The organism is Paenibacillus sp. FSL L8-0663 (assembly GCF_038008125.1).
Taxonomy (GTDB): domain Bacteria; phylum Bacillota; class Bacilli; order Paenibacillales; family Paenibacillaceae; genus Paenibacillus; species Paenibacillus polymyxa_D.
On sequence record NZ_JBBOYM010000001.1, the window covers coordinates 2,094,797 to 2,117,839 of the forward strand.

At 45.6% G+C, this 23,043-nt stretch carries 19 protein-coding genes; all 19 read left to right on the forward strand.

Features of this window, described 5'->3' with window-relative positions; translation table 11 throughout:
• Positions 1-76 precede the first annotated feature (76 nt).
• The 19 genes from pyrH to pnp all read left to right on the forward strand — a co-directional run bounded on the left by pyrH (position 77) and on the right by pnp (position 23,035).
• Positions 77-805: a UMP kinase gene (pyrH, locus tag MKY75_RS09645; RefSeq protein WP_013309918.1), complete on the forward strand. Its 729-nt coding sequence runs from the start codon at positions 77-79 to the stop codon at positions 803-805.
• On the forward strand, positions 805-1,359 hold the full coding sequence (frr, locus tag MKY75_RS09650) for a ribosome recycling factor (protein WP_029517013.1): 555 nt from the start codon (positions 805-807) through the stop codon (positions 1,357-1,359). Before pyrH ends, frr begins: the two co-directional genes overlap by 1 nt.
• Positions 1,360-1,443: 84 nt before the next feature.
• Positions 1,444-2,211 carry an isoprenyl transferase gene (locus tag MKY75_RS09655; protein ID WP_039274672.1) on the forward strand — a complete coding sequence of 256 codons (768 nt, stop codon included), beginning with the start codon at positions 1,444-1,446 and terminating at the stop codon, positions 2,209-2,211.
• 17 nt (positions 2,212-2,228) lie between these two features.
• Positions 2,229-3,020, forward strand: a complete 792-nt coding sequence (locus MKY75_RS09660) for a phosphatidate cytidylyltransferase (RefSeq protein WP_029517015.1) — start codon at positions 2,229-2,231, stop codon at positions 3,018-3,020.
• Between the two features lie 145 nt (positions 3,021-3,165).
• The gene (locus MKY75_RS09665) at positions 3,166-4,305 is read left to right on the forward strand and encodes a 1-deoxy-D-xylulose-5-phosphate reductoisomerase (protein ID WP_340885099.1); all 1,140 of its coding nucleotides are present in this window, start codon (positions 3,166-3,168) and stop codon (positions 4,303-4,305) included.
• 106 nt (positions 4,306-4,411) lie between these two features.
• Positions 4,412-5,683 carry an RIP metalloprotease RseP gene (rseP, locus tag MKY75_RS09670; RefSeq protein WP_069011406.1) on the forward strand — a complete coding sequence of 424 codons (1,272 nt, stop codon included), beginning with the start codon at positions 4,412-4,414 and terminating at the stop codon, positions 5,681-5,683.
• Positions 5,684-5,735: 52 nt separating this feature from the next.
• A complete protein-coding gene (gene proS / locus MKY75_RS09675) occupies positions 5,736-7,184 on the forward strand; it encodes a proline--tRNA ligase (RefSeq protein WP_039274666.1) in 1,449 nt (482 codons plus the stop codon).
• A gap of 204 nt (positions 7,185-7,388) precedes the next feature.
• The gene (locus MKY75_RS09680) at positions 7,389-11,705 is read left to right on the forward strand and encodes a PolC-type DNA polymerase III (RefSeq protein ID WP_029517019.1); all 4,317 of its coding nucleotides are present in this window, start codon (positions 7,389-7,391) and stop codon (positions 11,703-11,705) included.
• A gap of 311 nt (positions 11,706-12,016) precedes the next feature.
• Complete coding sequence (gene rimP, locus MKY75_RS09685; protein ID WP_029517020.1) at positions 12,017-12,478, forward strand: ribosome maturation factor RimP; 462 nt, start codon at positions 12,017-12,019, stop codon at positions 12,476-12,478.
• A gap of 101 nt (positions 12,479-12,579) precedes the next feature.
• Complete coding sequence (gene nusA, locus MKY75_RS09690) at positions 12,580-13,677, forward strand: transcription termination factor NusA (protein WP_013309927.1); 1,098 nt, start codon at positions 12,580-12,582, stop codon at positions 13,675-13,677.
• Positions 13,678-13,700: 23 nt separating this feature from the next.
• Positions 13,701-14,009: an RNase P modulator RnpM gene (gene rnpM / locus MKY75_RS09695; protein WP_007430067.1), complete on the forward strand. Its 309-nt coding sequence runs from the start codon at positions 13,701-13,703 to the stop codon at positions 14,007-14,009.
• On the forward strand, positions 14,002-14,325 hold the full coding sequence (locus tag MKY75_RS09700; RefSeq protein ID WP_029517021.1) for a L7Ae/L30e/S12e/Gadd45 family ribosomal protein: 324 nt from the start codon (positions 14,002-14,004) through the stop codon (positions 14,323-14,325). The genes rnpM and MKY75_RS09700 overlap by 8 nt, the downstream gene beginning before the upstream one ends.
• Positions 14,318-16,873, forward strand: coding sequence for a translation initiation factor IF-2 (infB, locus tag MKY75_RS09705; protein WP_029517022.1), 2,556 nt, complete (start codon positions 14,318-14,320; stop codon positions 16,871-16,873). Before MKY75_RS09700 ends, infB begins: the two co-directional genes overlap by 8 nt.
• Positions 16,874-16,893: 20 nt before the next feature.
• A complete protein-coding gene (rbfA, locus tag MKY75_RS09710) occupies positions 16,894-17,244 on the forward strand; it encodes a 30S ribosome-binding factor RbfA (RefSeq protein ID WP_010346342.1) in 351 nt (116 codons plus the stop codon).
• 51 nt (positions 17,245-17,295) lie between these two features.
• Positions 17,296-18,273, forward strand: coding sequence for a DHH family phosphoesterase (locus MKY75_RS09715; RefSeq protein WP_069011407.1), 978 nt, complete (start codon positions 17,296-17,298; stop codon positions 18,271-18,273).
• Entirely contained in the window at positions 18,270-19,208 is a 939-nt protein-coding gene (gene truB / locus MKY75_RS09720; protein ID WP_340885102.1) for a tRNA pseudouridine(55) synthase TruB, read from the forward strand. Before MKY75_RS09715 ends, truB begins: the two co-directional genes overlap by 4 nt.
• A 169-nt stretch (positions 19,209-19,377) precedes the next feature.
• Entirely contained in the window at positions 19,378-20,316 is a 939-nt protein-coding gene (locus MKY75_RS09725) for a bifunctional riboflavin kinase/FAD synthetase (RefSeq protein ID WP_340885105.1), read from the forward strand.
• A 132-nt stretch (positions 20,317-20,448) separates the two neighbouring features.
• Positions 20,449-20,718, forward strand: coding sequence for a 30S ribosomal protein S15 (gene rpsO / locus MKY75_RS09730; RefSeq protein ID WP_007430074.1), 270 nt, complete (start codon positions 20,449-20,451; stop codon positions 20,716-20,718).
• Positions 20,719-20,932: 214 nt separating this feature from the next.
• Entirely contained in the window at positions 20,933-23,035 is a 2,103-nt protein-coding gene (gene pnp, locus MKY75_RS09735) for a polyribonucleotide nucleotidyltransferase (protein WP_311082739.1), read from the forward strand.
• Positions 23,036-23,043 lie beyond the last annotated feature (8 nt).

The window sequence follows — 23,043 nt, forward strand, 5'->3', positions numbered from 1 at the left end:
ACATCAGTGTTCCATTTCTTGCAACAGGACACCTATCCTGTTACATAAAGTATAAATGATATTGGAGGGTGATCATTTGGAAAAACCTGTGTTTAAGCGTGTTGTCCTGAAAGTTAGTGGTGAATCGCTGTCAGGTCCTAACGGTTACGGTATTGACGCGGATACGATTGCATCCATTGCCGAACAAGTCAAAGACGTAGTGGAACTGGGAGTAGAAGTTGCTATCGTGTGTGGTGGCGGTAACATCTGGCGCGGTATTGCTGGAAGTGCCAACGGAATTGACCGGGCCACGGCAGATTACATGGGTATGCTGGCAACGGTGATGAACTCACTGGCCTTACAGGATGCTTTGGAACAGATTGAGGTACCTACCCGTGTACAAACATCCATTGCGATGCAACAGATTGCAGAACCTTACATTCGTCGTAGAGCTATCCGTCATTTAGAAAAGGGTAGGGTTGTTATTTTTGCAGCAGGTACAGGTAATCCGTTCTTCTCGACTGATACTACAGCTGCACTGCGTGCCGCTGAGATCGAAGCGGAAGTGATTCTGATGGCTAAAAATAAAGTGGATGGCGTATATTCTGCTGATCCGTTTAAAGATAGCACAGCTGAGAAATATGAGCAGCTTACGTATTTGGATGTGCTCAACAAAAATCTCGGTGTCATGGATTCTACTGCTTCCTCGTTGTGCATGGATAACAATATTCCGTTGATTGTCTTTGCTATTACAGAGCAAGGTAACATTAAACGTGTCGTGCTGGGTGAGAAAATTGGTACGATCGTCAAAGGGAGTGTAAATTAATGCCACAATCTGTGAAAAAGAGTGCTGAGGAACGCATGCAAAAAGCAATCCAGGCATTGCAACGTGATCTTGCATCTTTGCGTGCAGGACGGGCGACACCAGCTTTACTGGACCGTGTACAGGTAGAGTATTATGGTGCAATGACTCCAGTCAACCAACTGGCGAATATCAATACACCTGACAGCCGGACCTTGATGATTCAGCCTTGGGACAAATCTTCCTTGGCCGATATCGAGCGCGCTATACAAAAATCCGATTTAGGTTTGACACCTTCGAATGACGGTAACACCATTCGTCTTAGCATTCCTGCTTTGACGGAGGAGCGCAGAACTGACTTGGTGAAGTTGACAAAGAAGAACGGTGAAGAAGCGAAGATCGCTATTCGTAACATTCGTCGTGATGCCAATGATGACATCAAAAAATTGGAGAAAAGTGATATTTCCGAGGACGAATCTCGTAAACATCAGGAAGATATCCAGAAAACAACTGATAAGTTTATCGCTGAAGTGGATAAAGTTTTAGCTGCAAAAGAAAAAGAAATTATGGAAGTCTAAAAGATTGGCAGCCCCTCCCTTACGGTGGGGTTTGTCTCTTTTCAAGCCTGAGGCACATTTTCAGAGAATGCTGGAGGAACTGGAATGATCAAACGGGTTCGGTCTTGGTGGAACGGGGAACAAAAACAGCAAATACCGGCCATTTCAAAAGACAATATTCCGCAGCATGTTGCTGTCATCATGGATGGGAACGGCAGATGGGCCAAACGGATTGGAATGCCGCGGATTGTAGGGCACCAAAATGGAATGAAGGCAGTGAAACGCACAGCAATTGCAGCGGATGAACTGGGTATTAAGTATTTGACTTTGTTTGCATTTTCAACTGAAAATTGGACGCGTCCAAAGGACGAAGTTGATTTTCTAATGCGCTTACCGCAGGAATTTCTGGCTATTGAGCTAGATGAGTTGATTGAAAAAAATGTGCAAGTACGTATGATGGGCAATAAAGAACATTTACCTTCCCATACCGTTGAAGCGCTGACTGAAGCGACTCGACGAACTGAAAATAATACCGGACTTGTTCTTAATTTTGCATTAAATTATGGAAGTCGGTTGGAAATCACCGAATGCATGCAAACATTGGGCCGTCAAATTGCGGATGGGAAGCTTAAATCGGAAGATATAACATCTGAGCTGATCGGTAGTACGTTGCTTTCTAGCGGTATGCCAGACCCTGATTTACTGATTCGAACAAGCGGTGAGCTTAGACTTAGTAATTTTATGCTCTGGCAGCTTGCCTACAGTGAGTTGTGGTTTACTGATATTTATTGGCCTGAGTTTAAGAAAGAACACTTATACGAAGCAGTGATCGAATATCAGCAAAGAACACGACGGTATGGCGGACTGAAGTAAATGGAGGATGAAAGCCGTTGAGACAGAGATTAATTACCGGTATTCTGGCAGGCATATTCTTTTTGGCGATGGTCCTGTGGGGCGGCTTGGCCTACCATTTGCTTATATTGGCGATGGCCCTAATCGGATTTTATGAGTTCGCACGAATGACGCAGGTATCTCCTTTTGGAGGTACAGCAATACTTGGATACGTAAGCATATTAGCTTTTGTATTCCCGTATGAACCTTTTGGCTTGCACTCACCCTTACCCTTTGCCAGTATGCTTTGGCTGGTAATGATAGCTTTTATGATCATCACGGTAGGAACAAAAAATAAAATCCCGATTCAAACGGTAGCTATATTATTTCTTGGTACCGTTTATATAGGGTTTGGATTTTCGTATATTGCGGAATCACGTCATATGGAACATGGACTGTTATGGACATTTTTATTATTGGCTTGTATTTGGGCAAGTGATGCAGGGGCATATTTTGTAGGCAAAATGGCAGGAAAGACGAAATTATGGCCTGCGATTAGTCCGAATAAAACGGTCGAAGGATCCATTGGCGGCATCGTTTTAGCGTTGGTTATAGCTCTTGTATTCGCTGGATTATCGGGTGGACTGCTGCCATGGGGCAAAGCCATCGGCATCGGTTTGTCATGTGCAGTTGTGGGACAACTGGGCGATTTGGTACAATCTGCATACAAACGAGTGTACGGCATTAAAGATTCCGGTAATCTGCTGCCAGGGCACGGTGGTATACTAGACCGTTGCGACAGCTGGATTGTCGTTTTTCCATTTGTACATATGCTGATGCTGCTTCCATGAGTCTATTGATTACAGTTTATGCTCAGGCTAATCTCTATGCTGCTCACTCTGCGCTACTAGAAGGTTGGAACCAGTAGCATAGCTGCCTGAATAATAATCAATGAGCTCCTGGATAAAAGTGATTTTCAGGATAGGAAGGTGCATCATGAAAAGAATTACGGTACTTGGTTCAACCGGTTCTATTGGAACTCAAACGCTGGATGTAGTGTCCATGCACCCGGATCAGTTTACTGTTGAGGCTTTAGCAGGTGGTTCTAATATAAAGTTACTTGCTGAGCAGGCGCATCTTTATAAACCCAAAAAAGTGTCTGTGGGTACTCGGCAGTTGGCGGATGAAATTCGTCCTTTACTGCCTTCTGGAATGGAACTGTATTGGGGAAATGAAGGACTCGTTGAGCTTGCTGCGAACACGGAGGCGGATATGGTTGTGACGGCTGTAATGGGCAGTGTCGGATTGCACTCCACGCTGGCCGCGATTGAGGCTGGAAAACAGATCGGTTTGGCCAATAAGGAGACACTGGTTACTGCTGGTCATCTGGTCACAGCGCGGGCTCGGGCGAAAGGAGTGCCGTTGCTGCCGATTGACAGTGAGCATTCAGCTATTTTCCAATGCTTGAATGGTGAGCGTATGAAAGATGTGGCACATATTACCCTCACAGCATCAGGGGGTTCTTTTCGAGATTTGACAAGAGAACAGTTGCGTGAAGTTACAGTGAAAGATGCACTCAAGCATCCCAATTGGTCAATGGGGGCCAAAATTACGATTGATTCAGCAACGATGGTAAACAAGGGGCTGGAAGTCATTGAGGCGCATTGGCTATTCGGACTTGATTATGAGCACATTCATGTGTTGCTTCATCCGGAAAGCATTATTCATTCCTATGTTGAGTTTCAGGATACAAGCATTGTTGCTCAACTTGGGAATCCGGACATGAGAGTACCCATTCAATATGCATTGACTTACCCTGAGCGTATGAAGTCCCCGGCGAAGCCGTTGTCACTAGCTGAAGTGGGTAAACTCCATTTTAAGGAAATGGATTATAATCGTTTTCCTTGTTTAAGGCTTGCCTTCGAATGTGGTAAAATGGGTGGTACAGCACCGACCGCATTTAATGCGGCTAATGAAATTGCAGTTGCCCGTTTCCTGCGTGGAGAAATTTCTTTTCTGCATATTGAAGCTATTATTGAACGTGTGCTGGAGCGGCATGTCAATGTGGCTAATCCTGATCTTTCTGCAATTGAAGCCTGTGACGAAGAGACTCGTAGCATATCTGCGGGGTTGTAGGCTAATGTTGGGTTAGAAACGAAATGTGATTCTCTTGTGCGGGATCGGAGAATAATGATAATCTAGGAAGACAAACTCGATCTCATTGAAAGGGGAACAGAAACGATTGGAAACGATTCAAATAGTGTTGATGACGGTGCTCATGTTTTTCGTCATAGTGACGGTGCATGAATGGGGGCATTATTATTTTGCCAAACGCGCCGGGATTCTGGTACGGGAGTTTGCGATCGGTTTCGGTCCGAAACTGTTTTCTTATAAAAGAAACGAGACGCGATTTACGTTGCGTTTGTTGCCGTTCGGTGGCTTTGCCCGCATGGCGGGAGAGGATCCGGAGGTCAATGAAATTGAGGCCGGACAAACGATTGCTGTACGCGTAACGGATGACGTCGTTAAAACCATCTATCTAGATCAACTGGATAATCGTAAAAATGTGGTGCGCGGCGAAGTGTTGGATATTGATCTGGAACAGTCATTAACTTTAAAATTGGATGTGGATGGCGAAGATCAGCAATACACTGTACATCCGCAAGCGATGATGGTAACCAAAGGTCAATCCATTCAGATTGCACCCAAGGATCGGCAGTACGGGAGTAAAACAGTAGGACAGCGTGCGATGGCTATTTTTGCTGGACCCCTGATGAATTTTATTCTTGCTTTTATTTTGTTTGGTCTGCATATTCAGATGGTCGGCATACAAGTGGACAACCCGACTTATGTCCAAATTAGTGAAATTACAGCAGGTATGCCTGCCGCTGAAGCTGATTTGCATAAGGGAGATATCATCGAATCGGTGAATGGAATAGCCATTGGTGCAAATGTTGAAAACATGATCAAACTGATTGCGGATTCTCAAGACAAGCCGATGAAGTGGACGGTTCGCCGTGATAGTAAGACCTTTGATCTTACGATTACACCTCGTGCTATGGAAGGACAAAAGGGTGGCAAGGTGGGTATTGTACCCGAACTTCCAAAACGCCAAGCAGGTGTGGGAGAAACGTTCAAATTTGCCGGCCAATCTATGGTCAGAACGACCGATATTATTTTCCAAGGATTTAGCCAGCTCATCCAACGTTTTTCTATCAATGACCTGGGAGGCCCGGTACGTACTTTTGAAGTGACAGGGCAAATTGCCAAGCAGGGGATTGAGCAGTTGACGTATTGGACTGCTATAATGAGTCTTTACTTGGGGATATTTAATTTATTGCCTATTCCGGCGCTGGATGGAAGCAGACTTGTTTTCCTTGGTGTGGAGGCGGTAAGAGGACGTCCCGTTGATCCGAGTAGGGAAGGTATGGTCCATTTCGTTGGTTTTGCTATGCTATTCCTGCTTATGATTGCGGTCACGTATAACGATATTTTACGCTTAATTAATGGTTAATTAGAGACGGACTTATATAAAAAACGGTCTGTATGGGAGGACATGCATTTCTATGTCGAACGATAAACAGTTTGTCGAGGAAATTACACCGCAGAGTGAAGATTTTTCCCGATGGTATATTGATGTTATTAAAAAAGCAGAACTGATGGATTATTCCCCTGTTCGCGGATGTATTGTATTCCGCCCCGATGGTTTTGAAATTTGGGAGCATATCAAGGAAGCCATGGATGTGCGCTTCAGAGAAACAGGTCACCGTAATGCCTATTTTCCAATGTTCATTCCAGAAAGCTTTTTTCAAAAGGAAAAAGAGCATGTCGAAGGGTTTAATCCTGAACTGCCTTGGGTAACCGAGGCTGGCGGGGAAAAGCTGGAAGAGCGTCTTGCAATTCGTCCGACTTCGGAAACCATGATTGGTCATATGTACTCCAAATGGATTCAATCCTATCGTGATCTGCCTGTGCTTATTAACCAATGGGCTAATGTAGTGCGTTGGGAAAAACGCACGCTGCCTTTCTTGCGCACAAGTGAATTTTTGTGGCAAGAAGGTCACACGGCCCATGAAACAGAAGAAGAAGCACGTGAAGAAACGATGAAAATGCTGGAAGTATACCGTGAGGTTATTGAGGAAGTTCTGGCTATTCCGGTTATTACTGGACAGAAAACACCTTCTGAAAAGTTTGCAGGTGCGAAGGATACATTTTCACTGGAAGCGATGATGAAGGATGGACGGGCGGTACAAGCTGGTACCTCCCACTATATGGGAACTAATTTTGCGGTTGCATTTGATATCAAATATTTGAGTCGTGAAAACAACCTGGAATTCGCGCATACGACTTCATGGGGAACAAGTACACGTTTGATCGGCGCACTGATTATGGTCCATGGAGATGACCGTGGTCTGGCATTGCCTCCTAAAGTTGCGCCTACGCAGGTTATTATGGTTCCAATTGGGCCACCTAAGAAGCGTGATGCCGTTATCGCTCGTGCAGATGAACTATTCGCTCAGTTGAAACAAGCTGGAGTGCGTGTTAAAATGGACGACCGCAGCGATGTAAGCCCAGGCTGGAAATTTAATGAATATGAAATGCGCGGTGTGCCGGTTCGTCTGGAAATCGGGCCGCGTGATATGGAAAACGGTGTCTGTGTGCTCGTATCCCGTATCAGCGGTGAGAAAAAAATCGTGCAGCAGGATAATCTGGTTGAGGAAGTACACGCGATGCTCGCACAGGTACAGCAGGAGATGTTTGATCGTGCGAAAAATTTCATGGAAGAAAACTTCTATTCCGTTGATACGCTGGATGAAATGAAGACTCTCATGGAAGAAAAACGCGGCTTTACTTTGGCAGGCTGGTGCGGATCTGAAGAATGTGAAGATAAAGTTAAAGAAGTGACAGGTGCTACAAGTCGTAATATACCGTTTAAAACAAACGAGCAAAAGTCCACATGTTTGTGCTGTGGCAAACCTGCCAAGCATACAGTAGTGTTCGCACGGGCGTACTAATATAGAAGTAGGGCAATACCACTATACTCACTTCATTCTCTTCGCTGACATGGTAACTGTTACGGGACAATGTCCCGAAGGATCTATGTGTCGTTGTGAAGAGGATTGAAGAGGGCTACGAAAAGCTTTTGCGGTCGGAGATGTTTTTGACGCAGAAGCTTTTCATGTTTTCAGAATGCTAGATTTGAAATTGGGGGGAGAGCCATGGGCGGAGCTGAAGAAAAGAGAAAGCGGCTGGAACTGCTAATGAAGCAAGTTGGGATGCCGGCGGGAGTGGTTGAACCTTATTTTTTGGACGGTTGGATTGACCAAGTGGAGATTAGCCGAACCAATAAGGATTGGAACATCACCATTGCCAAGGAGACATTGGTCCCCGCTCAGGTGTATCGTACGTTCTGTATTCAAGTACAGGAAAAAATGAGTCACATCGCAAAAATTACGTTCCGTTTTCAGTACAGTGAGCAGATTCAGCCTGGTGATATCATCAGTGAATACTGGAAACTTTTTCTAGAGTGGGTACATCGTGAGATTCCATCGGTTAACGGTTGGATGAATCGGGCTGTGCATGAGTGGGACGACGGTCTATTATTGCTAACGATGAGCGACGGTATGTCGTTGGAACTGGCGCGTAAAAAGCAGATAGATCAAGCTATCATCAAATTTTACGATAAATATTTCGGGCTTTCTATGCGCATTAAAGTCCAGGTGGGTGAAAGTAACCAGGAGGCGTTACAGCAATTCCAAGAGAAAAAAATGCAGGAAGAACGCGAAGTCATTCAGCAGATGATGGAAAGTATGGAATCCGAAATGCCGCCTTTGGATGAAGAAGAAGGAGACGTACGGCTTCAATTCGGTTATGACATCAAAGAACCGGCTGTTCCGATGCAAGATATTCAGGACGAAGAGAAGAAAGTCACTTTACAAGGAACAATCTTCGGTTTGGATAGTAAAGAATTGCGCAATGGCAGCACGTTGTTTACGTATTATTTGACCGACTTTAGTGATTCCCTGCAAATGAAAATGTTTGCTAAAACTAAAGAAGATCTGAAGATCCTCAGCTTGTTGGCTAACGGGAAATGGGTCAAAGTACGGGGTCGAGTTGAATATGATCGTTTTATGCAAATTCCCGAGCTGGTTATGATTCCCTCTGATCTAGTTGAAGTACAGGCTCCACCCACACGTAAGGATAAAGCAGAGGAAAAACGAGTCGAGTTCCATCTCCATACAAAGATGAGCGCAATGGATGCTGTTGCCTCGATTGATCAATACGTTAAAACAGCCGCCAAATGGGGGCACAAGGCGATTGCAGTCACCGACCATGGCGGAGTGCAGTGCTACCCTGATGCTGCTAAGGCTGCAAAGAAAAACGGCATTAAAATGATCTACGGTGTTGAGGCCAATGTGGTTAATGATGCCGTTGAGGTTGTAATGCAGGCACAGCCATTAAATTTGAAAACAGCGACTTATGTCGTTTTTGATATTGAAACCACCGGTTTATCGGTTACACAGAATAAAATCATTGAGATTGCAGCTGTGAAAATGCATGATGGCAAAGAAATTGATCGTTATGCTACCTTTGTCAATCCGCATGAGCGCATTCCATATAATATACAGCAACTGACCAACATTAACGATGAAATGGTCAAGGACGCGCCGGATGTAGAACCTGTTATGAAGGAGTTTGTAGCTTTTGCTGGCGATGCTGTATTGGTTGCCCATAATGCGCGTTTTGATGTCGGTTTTATCCAGGCCACCCTTCGAAATATGGGTTTGCCTGAAATGACCAATCCGGTACTGGATACGCTCGAACTGGCTCGTTTACTGTTTCCAACAATGAAAAACCATCGTCTGAATACGCTGACGACCAAATATAAAGTGGCGCTCGAAAGCCATCACCGAGCCATTGACGATACAGTCGCACTGACTGAAGTGCTGAATGGCTTGCTGAATGATGCGGAACAAATTAAGGGTTTAAAAATGCTCGATCGTCTGAATGATTATGTGGGTAAGGACTTATCGACCGTTCGTCCGTTTCACTGTTGTATTTATGCCCTCAATCCGATTGGTAAAAAAAATCTGTACAAGCTGGTTTCGATGTCTCATACCGAATATTTCAAGCGTGTGCCTTGCATTCCTAAATCAAAATTGTCAGAAATGAGAGACGGACTGCTTATTATTTCTGGCTGCGAAAAAGGAGAGTTCTTCGAGGCTGTGTTGAACAAGTCCGAGGAAGAAGCCGAGGAAATAGCACAGTTTTATGATGTGTTGGAGATTCAACCTTTGACGATGTATATGCATTTAGTAGAAAAACAACTGGTAAGCGGGCCTGATGCTCTGAAAACGGCAATACGCAAAGTATGCGAAATTGGGCGGCGACTTGATAAGCCCGTAATTGCCACAGGCAATGTTCACTATTTGGAAACGCGCGATAAGTTGTACCGTGATATTACGATACATGGCATTACGGGATTTAGTCCGCTAAAAGATATTCGTAAGCCTGATGCGCATTTACGCACCACAGACGAAATGCTGGCAGAATTCGAGTTTTTGGGCGAGGAGAAAGCCTATGAAGTCGTTGTGAAGAATACCAGTGAGTTGGCGGATCGATTTGAGGAGCTGGAGTTGTTCCCTGACAAGCTGTTTACACCTTTGCTGGATGGGGCGGACGAGGAAATCCGTAACACTTGCTATGAGACGGCTAAATCTATCTATGGTGAGGAATTGCCCGAGGTGGTTGTAGCTCGCCTTGAAAAAGAACTGGAGCCGATTATTAAATACGGTTTCTCTGCCAACTATCTTATTTCCGAGCGCTTGGTTAAAAAGTCTAATAAGGATGGATATCTGGTAGGTTCACGGGGGTCTGTTGGATCTTCTGTGGTCGCTACCTTCCTCGGTATTTCCGAGGTTAATCCACTGCCTGCACATTATATTTGCGGTAATCCTGAATGCAGACATAGCGAATGGATTTTGGACGGTAGTGTGCCGAGTGGATTTGATTTGCCGGACAAAAATTGTCCGAATTGCGGCGGCAAACTGAAGGGTGAGGGACAGGATATTCCGTTTGAAACGTTTCTTGGGTTTAAGGGAGATAAAGTTCCCGATATTGACTTGAACTTCTCTGGCGAATATCAGCCTGTCGCACATAACTATACGAAAGTACTGTTTGGTGAGAAAAGTGTATTCCGTGCTGGAACCATCGGTACCGTTGCCGAGAAGACAGCCTTTGGCTTTGCCAAGAAATATGAAGAGGCGCATCATAAAAAATGGCGTGGGGCTGAACTGAATAGGCTGGCTTCGGGCTGTACAGGGGTCAAACGCAGTACCGGGCAACATCCAGGCGGAATTGTCGTTGTTCCCGATTATATTGAGGTCGAGGATATTACGCCGGTACAGTACCCCGCCGATGATACAAGCTCGGAATGGAAAACAACGCATTTTGATTATCACGCTTTTGATGCGAATTTACTCAAACTCGATATTCTGGGTCATGATGATCCGACCATGATGAGGATGCTTCAGGATTTGACTGGTGTCGATCCTACGACCATTCCAATGAATGATCCTAAGGTTATGAGCATGTTCAACTCCACGGAGGCGCTCGGTGTTACACCCCAGCAAATCCGCACGCCTGTAGCAACCTATGGTGTACCAGAGATGGGGACGAAGTTTGTGCGCCAAATGTTAGTAGAGTCGCAGCCAAGTTCTTTTGCCGATTTACTGCAAATATCCGGACTGTCTCACGGCACGGGCGTATGGCTAGGGAACGCACAGGAACTGATTAAGAATAATACTTGTAACATCAAGACTGTAATTGGTTGTCGTGATGACATCATGCTGTTTTTGATTTACAAGGCAGGCATGGACGCAGGTCTGGCCTTTAAAATTACGGAGAGCGTACGTAAAGGTAAGGGGCTTAGTGCTGAATGGATTGAGGAAATGAAAAAATGCAAGGTGCCACAGTGGTACATTGATTCCTGTCTGAAAATCCAGTACATGTTTCCGAAGGCGCATGCTGCAGCGTATGTTATTTCAGCAGTGCGCACAGCGTACTTTAAGCTGTATCATCCGATTGAATATTATGCGACTTACTTTTCAGTACGTGCAGCCGATTTTGATATTGAGCTGTGCTGTCAGGGATATGATGCAATCGCGCGGAAGATTGTCGAAATCGAGCAACTCGGTTTTCAGGCACCTCCCAAAGAAAAAGGGATGCTTCCGATCCTGGAAATGGCTCTGGAAATGACGGCTCGCGGGTTTAGTTTTAAATCCATTGATTTGTACCGTTCCGAAGCTACACGCTTCAAGGTGGATGGAGATTCACTCATTCCGCCATTCGGAGCTCTTCAGGGAATTGGAGACAACGCGGCACGTAACATCGCAGCCTCCCGTGAACATGGTGAATTTTTGTCTGTCGAGGATTTTCAACAAAAATCGAAGGCTAGTAAAACCATTGTCGAAATGCTGTCTCAGATGGGTTGCTTTCGAGGTCTTCCAGAGAGTAATCAGCTGTCTCTGTTTTAATCCAAACCACAGTAGTCAAGCTCTGGCACTTGTCACATAACTACGGTTATGTTATAATTTTTTTGGTAATCATGGAGATAAAACCGTTGCTAAAAGAGTGGGGAAACCCACTCTTTACTGTTTGATATACAGTTACAACGTGAAAAGGTTGTTTTTGGGCACGAAACCGGTACGCCGGTTTATTTGCAGTGAGCCCGAAATGAACATTACATCAAATGAAAATGAAAATGCCGGTGATGGAGAAGCATTGTCCATGCAATAGGGCATCTTTTTTTCAACACAGGAAAGTTCACTTTTGGAGGTTATAATCTTTGAGCACACCAAAGATCAAATCAGTAGTAGAAGAAATGGCCCAACCTTACCTCGAAGAGCATGGTTTTGAACTGGTCGATGTCGAGTATGTCAAAGAGGGCAGTAATTGGTTTCTTCGCGTTTTTGTAGACAAAGACGGAGGAATTGATCTGGACGACTGCAGTATGATCAGTGAATATTTGGGTCAAAAGTTGGATGAAAATGACCCTGTTTCTACAGCATATTTTCTGGAAGTGTCTTCACCAGGCGCCGAAAGACCGCTAAAAAAAGCGGAGGACGTTACTAAAGCGGTAGGCAAAAACGTATTCGTTACTACATACGAGCCGATCAACGGCCTGAAGGAATTTGAAGGTCGTTTGCTTTCTTTTGAAGATGGGGAACTCACCGTTCAAAGCGGACAAAAGAAGCATGCTATACCTTATGACAAGGTAGCTGGTGCAAGGCTCGCGATCATATTTTAATTCAGATTTGACTGTTGCTGTTTGACATGTACTACATGTTTTTTTGCCTCGTGTGCCGACCAGTACGCAGGTGCATCATTTGAAAGGGGGAGCAGTAATCCATGAGTATGGATTTTATTGAAGCAATGAACGAGTTGGAAAGAGAAAAGGGGATCAGCAAGGATGTGCTGTTTGAGGCCATTGAAGCAGCCTTGATTTCTAGTTACAAACGGAATTTCAACACCGCACAAAACGTGCGTGTTGATATGAACCGCAACTCGGGAGTCATTAAGGTATATGCCCGCAAGCTGATCGTTGAGGAGGTATTGGATCCTCGCACCGAGATTTCGTTGCCTGCGGCTCGTGAGATTAACCCGCATTTTCAGTTGGAAGATATCGCTGAAATTGAAGTTACACCACGTGATTTTGGACGGATTGCTGCACAAACTGCGAAGCAGGTCGTGACCCAGCGTATCCGCGAAGCGGAACGGGGACTGATCTACAACAAGTTTGTGGACAAGGAAGAAGATATTGTAACAGGAACTGTACAGCGCCAAGACCCACGTAACATTTATATTGATCTTGGTAAGGTGGAAGCGGTTCTCCCGTTAGGCGAATTGATGCCTAATGAGAAATTTAGCCATCTGGATCGAATTAAGGCTTATATTACCAAAGTAGAAAACACAACCAAAGGACCGCAAATTATGCTGTCCCGATCACATCCGGGTCTGCTTAAGCGTTTGTTCGAACTCGAAGTGCCTGAAATTTTTGATGGTGTTGTAGAGATTCGTTCCGTAGCGCGTGAAGCAGGCTTCCGTTCTAAAATCGCGGTTCATTCCCGTAACGCCGAGGTGGATCCGGTCGGCTCTTGTGTGGGTCCTAGAGGAACACGTGTACAGACTATTGTGAACGAGCTGCGTGGCGAAAAAATCGACATTGTACGTTATTCCGATAATGTTGATGAATACGTGGCTAATGCGCTGAGTCCATCCAAGGTGCTCGAAGTGCAGGTGTTTGAAGAAGAGAAAATGGCGCGTGTTATTGTGCCTGATTATCAGCTTTCTCTTGCTATTGGTATCAAAGGACAAAATGCTCGCCTTGCTGCTAAGCTTACGGGTTGGAAAATTGATATTAAGAGTGAAACACAGGCGGAGGAAGAACTCGGCAGACCGAGAACATCCACCGATGAAATGCATCAGGATTCCGTTTCTGTAGATTAAGCGGAGTGTAGGGGGGTTAATGCATGAAACAGAGAAAGATACCTTTGCGCAAATGTGTGGCCTGTCATGAAATGATGCCAAAGAAGCAGTTGATCCGTGTCGTCAAAACCCCTGAAGACGAAGTGTTGATTGACTTGACTGGCAAAAAGTCGGGACGCGGCGCTTACTTGTGCGGCAAAGCCGCCTGCTTCAAGCTGGCTCAAAAGAGCAAGGCACTGGATCGAGCATTGAAGCACTCGGTTCATCCTGATATTTATGAGCAGCTAAGTCGTGATTTTGCTGCCGTCGAGGAAGAATTCCTGGCGGCACAAGGCAGCGTGCAGGATGAATAAGGCGCTGTCTGGATTGGGTCTTGCCATGAGAGCTGGCAAGCTGCTAACAGGTGATGAGATCGTTTATAAAGCGATCAGGTCTTCAGAAGCCAAGCTGGTCATTCTTGCGAAAGATGCTTCAATGAATACTCAAAAGAAATTCCGCGACAAATGCGGGACGTACAAAATCCCCTTAATGATAGGATTTGACCGGGAAAGCTTGGGAAGCAGTATCGGCAAGCCTGAACGGGTTGTGCTGGCTGTGACGGATCAAGGATTCGCGAAATTGATCAAGAAACATACGGGGATAATGTCGGAGGTGGAGTATATTGAGTAAACAAGAAAACAAAGACAAAGTGCGGGTATACGAATACGCCAAATCGTTGAACATGAGCAGCAAAGAAATTATCACCATTCTTAAACGGCTGGATATTCCCGTGAACAACCATATGAGCGTCATGGAACATGATGCCGTAGGTAAAGTGGAAAGTTTTTTTAAGAATATTAAATCCAATGCTGCGGCCAAGCAAGGCGAAGCAGGTACGGTGCAAGTAAGCTCGAATCAGGCCGGTTCAAGCCAGAATAGTAATCATTCAACTGAGCAAACCAAAAATCAACAGGAAAAGCAGGTAAGTATGAATAGGACAAACAACAACCAAAACAGTAACCGAAGCAGCGCTCCAAAAGCGCAAAGCAGTCAGCAGGGCGGTCAAAACCGCAGTCAACAAAGTACTAGCAGACCCACTGGTCAGCAAAGTACACAAAACCGCAGTAATGGTCAACAACAGGGAGGACAACAGCGTCCCGGCGGTAACACAGGTTCGCGTCCTCAAGGTAGCCAAAGCACTAACTCACGCCCTCAGGGAAGTAGTCAGGGTGGTACGGCTGTAAGAACATCATCCTCCACAGGTAGCAACAATGCGAACCGTAGTGGTGGCAACCGTACAGGCAGTAACTCCAACAACGGTGGTAACCGTTCCGGTCAAGGACGTTTTGATGATAACCGTCAAGGCGGCGGACGCGGTGGTAACGGTGGTCGTGGAGGCAATAATCGCGGTGGTAGCAATCGTGGCGGGAAATTTAACAATCGTGGTAAAGGTCAACAACAGGAACGTCGCGAGAAAATCGACAACACGCCAAAGAAAATTATTGTTCGCGGTGAGATGACCGTAGGCGAAACAGCCAAGCTTCTTCACAAGGATGCGTCAGAAGTCATCAAAAAGCTGATTATGCTCGGAACGATGGCGACCATTAACCAGGAACTGGATATGGATACTATCCTCTTGCTTGCCGGAGACTTTGGTGTCGAGGTAGAAGTGAAAATTCCGGTCGAAGAAGATCGTTTTGAAACGGTGGAAGAAAATGATGATCCTGCGGATCTGAAAACACGTCCACCCGTTGTAACGATTATGGGTCACGTCGATCATGGTAAAACAACTTTGCTGGATGCCATTCGCTCGACTAATGTAACCGGTGGCGAAGCTGGCGGTATTACACAGCATATTGGTGCATACCAAGTTGAAATTAATAGCAAAAAAATCACTTTCCTGGATACACCGGGTCACGAAGCTTTTACCGCTATGCGTGCACGTGGTGCTCAAGTGACAGATATGACGATTATCGTGGTTGCAGCTGACGACGGTGTTATGCCACAGACAGTCGAAGCTATTAACCATGCGAAGGCGGCAGGTCTGCCAATTATCGTAGCTGTGAACAAGATCGACAAACCAGATGCCAACCCGGATAAAGTGAAGCAAGAACTCACTGAATATGAATTGGTACCTGAAGAGTGGGGCGGCGATACGATTTTCGTCAACGTTTCCGCGAAACAAAGAATGGGTCTGGAAGACCTGCTCGAAATGATTCTGCTCGTAGCTGAAGTGAATGAGTACAAAGCGAATCCGAACAAACGGGCACGTGGTACCATCATCGAGGCAGAACTGGATAAAGGCCGCGGTTCTGTGGCTCGTATCCTCGTTCAGAATGGTACACTGAAAGTTGGCGATGCTTTCGTAGCGGGTAACTGCTTCGGACGTGTGCGTGCCATGGTCAACGATAAAGGTCGTCGTCTTAAGGAAGCAGGTCCTTCCACTCCAGTTGAAATTACTGGTTTGACAGAAGTTCCACTTGCTGGCGATCCATTCATGGTGTTTGAGGATGAGCGGAAAGCTCGCGCTATTGCTGACAGACGTGCGATCACACAACGCCAATCTGATCTGGGCAGTAATACACGCGTAACACTGGATGACCTGTTCCAACACATCAAGGATGGCGAAATGAAGGATCTGAACGTCATTATTAAAGGTGACGTGCAAGGTTCTGTCGAAGCGTTGAAAGGTTCCTTGAACAAGATTGAAGTCGAAGGTGTGCGCGTTAAAATTCTTCACAGTGGTGCAGGAGCAATCACCGAATCCGATATTATTTTGGCAGCAGCTTCCAATGCTATTGTCATTGGTTTTAATGTTCGTCCGGATAACCAGGCGAAATCTACAGCGGAAGCTGAAAAAGTGGACATTCGTCTACACCGTGTCATTTACAATGTCATTGAAGAAATAGAGCAAGCCATGAAGGGCATGCTGGATCCTGAATATAAAGAAAATGTGATTGGGCATGCTGAAGTACGTAACGTGTTCAAAGTTACTAAAGTCGGTACGATCGCTGGTTGTATGGTGACATCCGGTAAAATTACCCGTTCAGCAGAAGCACGCCTGATTCGTGATGGCATCGTCATTTTTGAAGGTAAAATCGACTCACTGAAACGCTTTAAGGACGACGCAAAAGAAGTTGCCCAAGGTTACGAATGCGGTATTACCCTTGATGGCTATAATGATGTTAAGGAACTCGACATTATTGAAGCGTTCGTCATGGAAACAGTGGAGCGCTAACGGCAGAGAGGTGAGCATCCATGGCTAAAATACGTACAGGTCGGGTTGGCGAGCAGATCAAGAAGGAGCTAAGCCAACTTATCCAAACTGAATTAAAAGACCCCCGCATCGGTTTTATCACGGTAACGGGTGTCGATCTTACAAATGATTTGTCCCAAGCGAAAATATACTTGAGCGTGCTCGGGGATGAAGAACAAAAAAATTCTTCCCTGAAAGCATTGGACAAAGCGAACGGTTATCTTCGTTCTGAACTCGGCAAACGGATACGGCTGCGCCATATTCCTGAGTTGATTTTCAAAATTGACGAATCTATTGCTTACGGCAGTCGAATTGAAAAACTGCTGAGTGATATCGACAAGGATGAAAAATAAAACTTTTAGTTTGTCTGAAGGAACCATGAACTGAATGTAAAGGAGAAGGCAATGCATACCTATGAACAGGCGCTTCAACAAGCGAAGGAATTTATTCTGGAGCATGATGATTACCTGATCGTATCGCATGTACAGCCGGACGGAGACGCAGTCAGCTCCACCGTAACGGTGGGCTGGCTTCTCTCATGTCTGGGGAAGAAATTTACCATGCTGAATGAGGGACCTATTCCCAAGCGCATGGATTTTTTATGGCATGCCGATGAGATTATGGATATGAGCCAGCAACCGCCAGAACGGAAATACAATCGGATCATTTGTGTAGATTGTGCGGATTACCGTCGTGTTGGTTTGACAGAGCAGTTTTTTACGGAAGATGCCATTATCCTGAATATTGATCATCATCCAACAAATGATGCTTATGGTACAGTTAATGTGATTAAGTCGGATGCTGCGGCAACAGCGGAAATTCTTTTTGATCTACTGGAAGAGTTTGCAGTAACCTGGGACGTCGAAGTAGCAACGGCTTTATATACAGGGTTGCTAACGGATACAGGAGGTTTCCGTTATTCCAACACTTCACCGAAAGTGATGTCTGCTGTGTCACAGTTACTTGCTTACGGTGTAGATGGTCCCTCTTTATCTGAGAAATTGCTCGAGGAAATGACCTTTCCACAAATGAAGGTGCTGACAAAAGCATTGCAAACGCTCACGATGTCCGAGGATGGAAAAGTCGCTTGGGTCGTTGTATCACCTGACGATATGACAGAATGTGGCGCTGTAAATGAGGACTTGGAAGGCATCGTGAATTACCCAAGAAATATTCGTGGTGTTGAGGTAGGCATTTTCTTTAAGGTTATTAATGATCAAGCGGTCAAGGCCAGCTTGAGATCGGCAGGGAATGTAGATGTAGCCGCGCTGGCTCAATCATTTGGAGGCGGTGGACATGTACGTGCGGCTGGCTGTCGGCTAGAGGGTAAACTGGAAGATATCATTAAGACAGTTGTAGGGCGGGTGAAGTCTGAGCTATGAACCCGATAAAGAAGGAACAAGCAGCTTGGGAAGGCGTCCTACCAGTCTATAAACCTGCTGGATTTACCTCTCATGATGTGGTGGCCAAGGCTCGCCGTTTATTAGGTATGAAGCGAATCGGACACACTGGAACGCTTGATCCGCAAGTAACCGGTGTTTTGCCCTTGTGTCTGGGACGTGCCACCCGCGTGGTGGAATACATGCAAGAGCGGCCCAAGGAATATCTGGCTACACTGCGATTAGGCATTGCCACGGATACCGAGGACCTGACTGGGGAAATTACGGAAGAAAGTGAACGTCCAGTAGAGGTGACGGAAGTGGAAGTCAAAGCGGTTCTGAAGCGTTTTGTTGGTACGATCTCCCAAGTGCCTCCAATGTACTCCGCGCTAAAAGTGGACGGCAAGCGTCTATATGAGCTGGCTCGAGAAGGCAAAACTGTTGAGCGCCAAAGCCGTGAAGTAAGCATTTATGAGTTGGAGATGACGGGATTCGCGGAGACGGGGGCGTATGTGGATATTTCTTTTCGTGCCTTATGCTCCAAAGGTACTTATATCCGTACACTGTGTGTTGATATTGGCCGTGAATTAGGATATCCTTCAACGATGGTTAAGCTGGAGCGAACCATGTCTGCGGGAATTCCTGCGGAACGTTGTCTGACTTTCGAAGAGATAGAGCGTTTCGTAGCGGATGGCAGTCTTGGAGAGCGGCTTATTACAACGGATCAGGCGATTGACTATATGCCTGAGCATATAGTGGCTGAAGCCAAGGTAACTGCGGCTCTGCAAGGCCAACGCCTGTCGCTGAATATGATTTCACCACCTGTGACGGACAACCAGCCCTTCCGTTTGTATAAAGAGGATAAAACGTTTTTAGGCATATTTGGTCGGGATGAATCAGACGCGATTGCTCCCATTAAAGTTTTTTTAAGATTATAAAATTTATAGATTTTCAGGGGAGCTGAACAATTCTATAATCGCAAGAAAAACTTCCGCTAGGCGTGGTCTGGCTTCCGTGAATTACGTCGATAGACGTTTTTCTTACCTTGAATTGTGCTATAATTTTGACGAAGTTAGTCAAATGATGTGAAATGCAGGTGAATTAATAATGATTACCGTATCGTTATCTTATCCATTGAGTGATGAGCTTTTGCAGCAATGGGGACGTCCACAGGTCACGGCGATCGGTCAGTTTGATGGTCTTCATCTTGGACACGCAAGCGTGATACGCGAGGCCGTTGCGCTGGCTCGTGAACAGCAAATGCCGATATCTGTCATGACATTTCACCCTCATCCGAAGGAAGTCATGAAAAAAGGCGATTATGAAGGTTATTTAACACCGCTTGCGGACAAGCAGACTATTCTGGCTGATATGGGTGTGGATGTACTTTATATTTTGAGTTTTAACGAAGAATTTTCTAAGGTCAGCCCTGAGGCGTTTATGAGCGACGTGCTGCTTCCATTGCAAATTCAAACAGCGGTAGTAGGCTTTGATTTTCGGTTTGGCCACCGGGGAGCAGGGCATGAGAATACACTTCGGACGCTGGGGGGAAAGCTGATGTCTGTGCACACCGTACCACCGTTCGAACTGGATGGGGACAAGGTGAGCAGCTCTGGAATTCGCCGTGCTTTACAGACTGGGGATCTAGCGCATGCCTCTCGCTGGTTGGGACGTCCTTATCGTATCCAGGGTACTGTAATGGATGGGGAGAAGCGTGGACGTACGATCGGTTTTCCGACCGCTAATCTCAAACTGAATGATACTTACGTGATTCCGATCAAGGGTGTATACGCTGTACGAGCACTAGTAGGTGATCGTTGGATAAACGGTGTAATGAATGTAGGGGTTAAGCCTACTTTCCATGAAGGTGTGCTGAATCCGTCGTTTGAGGTACATCTATTTGATTTTAATCAGCAAATTTATGGAGAGTCTGTACTTGTGGAGCTTCACCACTACATCCGTCCTGAACGCAAATTCTCTTCGGTGGATGAGCTGATCAACCAAATTGGCAATGACGCACAAACGGCTAAAAAGCTGTTAGGCTAATTTATTTACATAAGACAGGCGCTGTGTTATACTGACTTATGTTGTGTAAACAACGATGAACCTTAGCTTGGTTGTCCGCTTTCACCGGCGGCTACGAGGCTAATGGCGATTATAATGAAGGAGGTGAACAGGATGGCATTGACTCAAGAGCGTAAACAGCAATTGATCGAGGAGTACAAAACTCATGAATCCGATACAGGATCACCAGAGGTACAAATCGCTATCCTTACTGAAAACATCGTCAACTTGCAAAGTCACTTTCGTTCGCACAAGAAAGACCATCACTCCCGCCGCGGGTTGTTGAAAATGGTCGGTCAGCGTCGTAAACTTTTGGCTTACCTGAAGAAGACTGATGTTAAACGTTACAGTGCGTTGATCGAGCGTCTCGGACTGCGTCGTTAATTTTCAGACATGTAATGAGAAAAGAAGCCTGGTTGTTCACCGCTTGTCCCTGCTAAGGCGACGGCGGACAGCAGCCGGGTTCTTTTTTGAAATGAGGAATCTTTTTTTGAATTACATATCCTGATTTGCCTGCGAGCTTCTTATGAATAAGACCTGCGCAGGAAATACTGAATATGTATAGAACTTTTACAATGAAATGAAATGGAGGGATACCATGGAGCAACGCGTAGAAATGCAGCTCGGCGGAAGAAAGCTGGTGCTGGAAACAGGACGTCTTGCGAAACAAGCCAATGCGGCAGTTAAAGTGAGTTACGGAGAAACAGTTGTGCTTTGTACCGTGACCGCTTCCCGTGAGCCGAAAGATTTGGATTTTTTTCCACTGACCGTAAACTATGAGGAAAGATTGTATGCTGTGGGGAAAATTCCTGGCGGATTTATTAAACGTGAAGGACGTCCGAGTCAAAAAGCAATTTTGTCCAGCCGTTTGACAGACCGTCCAATTCGCCCATTGTTCCCGGAAGGTTTCCGGAATGATGTACAGGTGTTGAACCTGGTTATGAGTGTCGATCAGGATTGCGAACCTGAAATTGCAGCAATGATCGGAACCTCAGCAGCACTTAGCATTTCGGATGTACCTTTTAATGGGCCAATCGGTGGAGTCGCTGTAGGACGTGTAGACGGACAATTTGTGATTAACCCGGATATTGCACAGCAGAATGCAAGCGACATGTACCTGGTTGTAGCCGGAACGAAAGATGCCATCATGATGGTAGAAGCCGAAGGCAATGAGATTCCAGAGGAAGTTATGCTGGAAGCCATTATGTTCGGTCATGATGAGATTAAGAACATTGTGGCAGTCATTGAACAATTGGTGCAAGTAGCAGGTAAAGAGAAAATGCAGGTTAAACTGCATGCTGTTGATGAAAAAGTGAACAGTGAAGTACGTGCTTATGCAGCTGAACGTTTAATGGAAGCTGTTAAAATTGCAGAAAAACATGCCCGTCAAGAGGCGATTGATGCAGTCAACGAAGAGACAGTTGCCCATTTTGAAACACAATACATAGAGACACCAGAGCTTTTGAGCGACGTGAGCGAAGTTCTCTATGATATCGTCAAGGAAGAAGTACGTCGTCTGATCACGCATGATAAAGTGCGTCCTGATGGTCGTAAGCTTGACGAAATTCGTCCGATTGAAAGCGACACTAGCATCTTGCCGCGTACTCATGGTTCGGGCTTATTTACACGCGGTCAAACGCAAGCACTTAGCATTTGTACACTCGGTGCATTGGGTGATGTGCAAATTTTGGACGGTATTGATCTGGAAGAAACAAAACGCTTTATGCATCATTACAATTTCCCGCCGTTCAGCGTAGGGGAGGCTCGTCCTTTGCGTGCGCCAGGTCGTCGTGAAATCGGACATGGTGCTCTTGGTGAACGTGCGCTTTCCAAAGTAATTCCTTCCGAAACTGAATTTCCATACACCATCCGTCTGGTTTCCGAGGTACTGGAATCGAATGGTTCGACTTCACAAGCTAGTATTTGTGCAAGTACACTGGCTATGATGGATGCAGGTGTACCAATTAAAGCTCCGGTTGCAGGTGTAGCGATGGGATTGATCAAGGATGGAGATCATGTCTCCGTATTGACTGATATCCAAGGTATGGAAGATCACCTGGGCGATATGGACTTTAAAGTTGCTGGTACTGCGGAAGGCGTAACTGCCATTCAAATGGATATTAAAATTAACGGTATTGACCGCCAGATTTTGCAGGATGCACTCAAGCAAGCTAAAGAAGGACGCTTGTTCATTCTTAGCAAAATGATGGAAGCGATCCAGAAGCCACGTGAGCAGTTGTCTCCGTATGCTCCAAAAATTATGACGATGCACATTAACCCGGACAAAATCCGTGACGTTATTGGTGCTGGTGGTAAAATCATCAACAAAATCATCGAAGAAACCGGCGTGAAAATCGATATTGAACAAGATGGTCGTGTGTTCATCGCTTCCACAAATCAAGAGATGAATGAAAAAGCACGTTCCATTATTGAGGGTATCGTAAAGGAAGTCGTGGTCGGTGAGATTTACATCGGTACAGTAAAACGGATTGAGAAATTCGGTGCATTTGTTGAGATTTTACCAGGTAAAGATGGTCTGGTTCATATTTCTCAACTGTCTACTGAGCGTGTAGCCAAAGTTGAAGATGTAATTGCTATTGGGGATACAATTACGGTGAAAGTAACCGAAATTGATCAACAAGGACGTGTCAATCTGTCCCGTAAGGCTGTTCTGACAGCAGAAGCACCTGCAAAATCCTAGGACCTGCA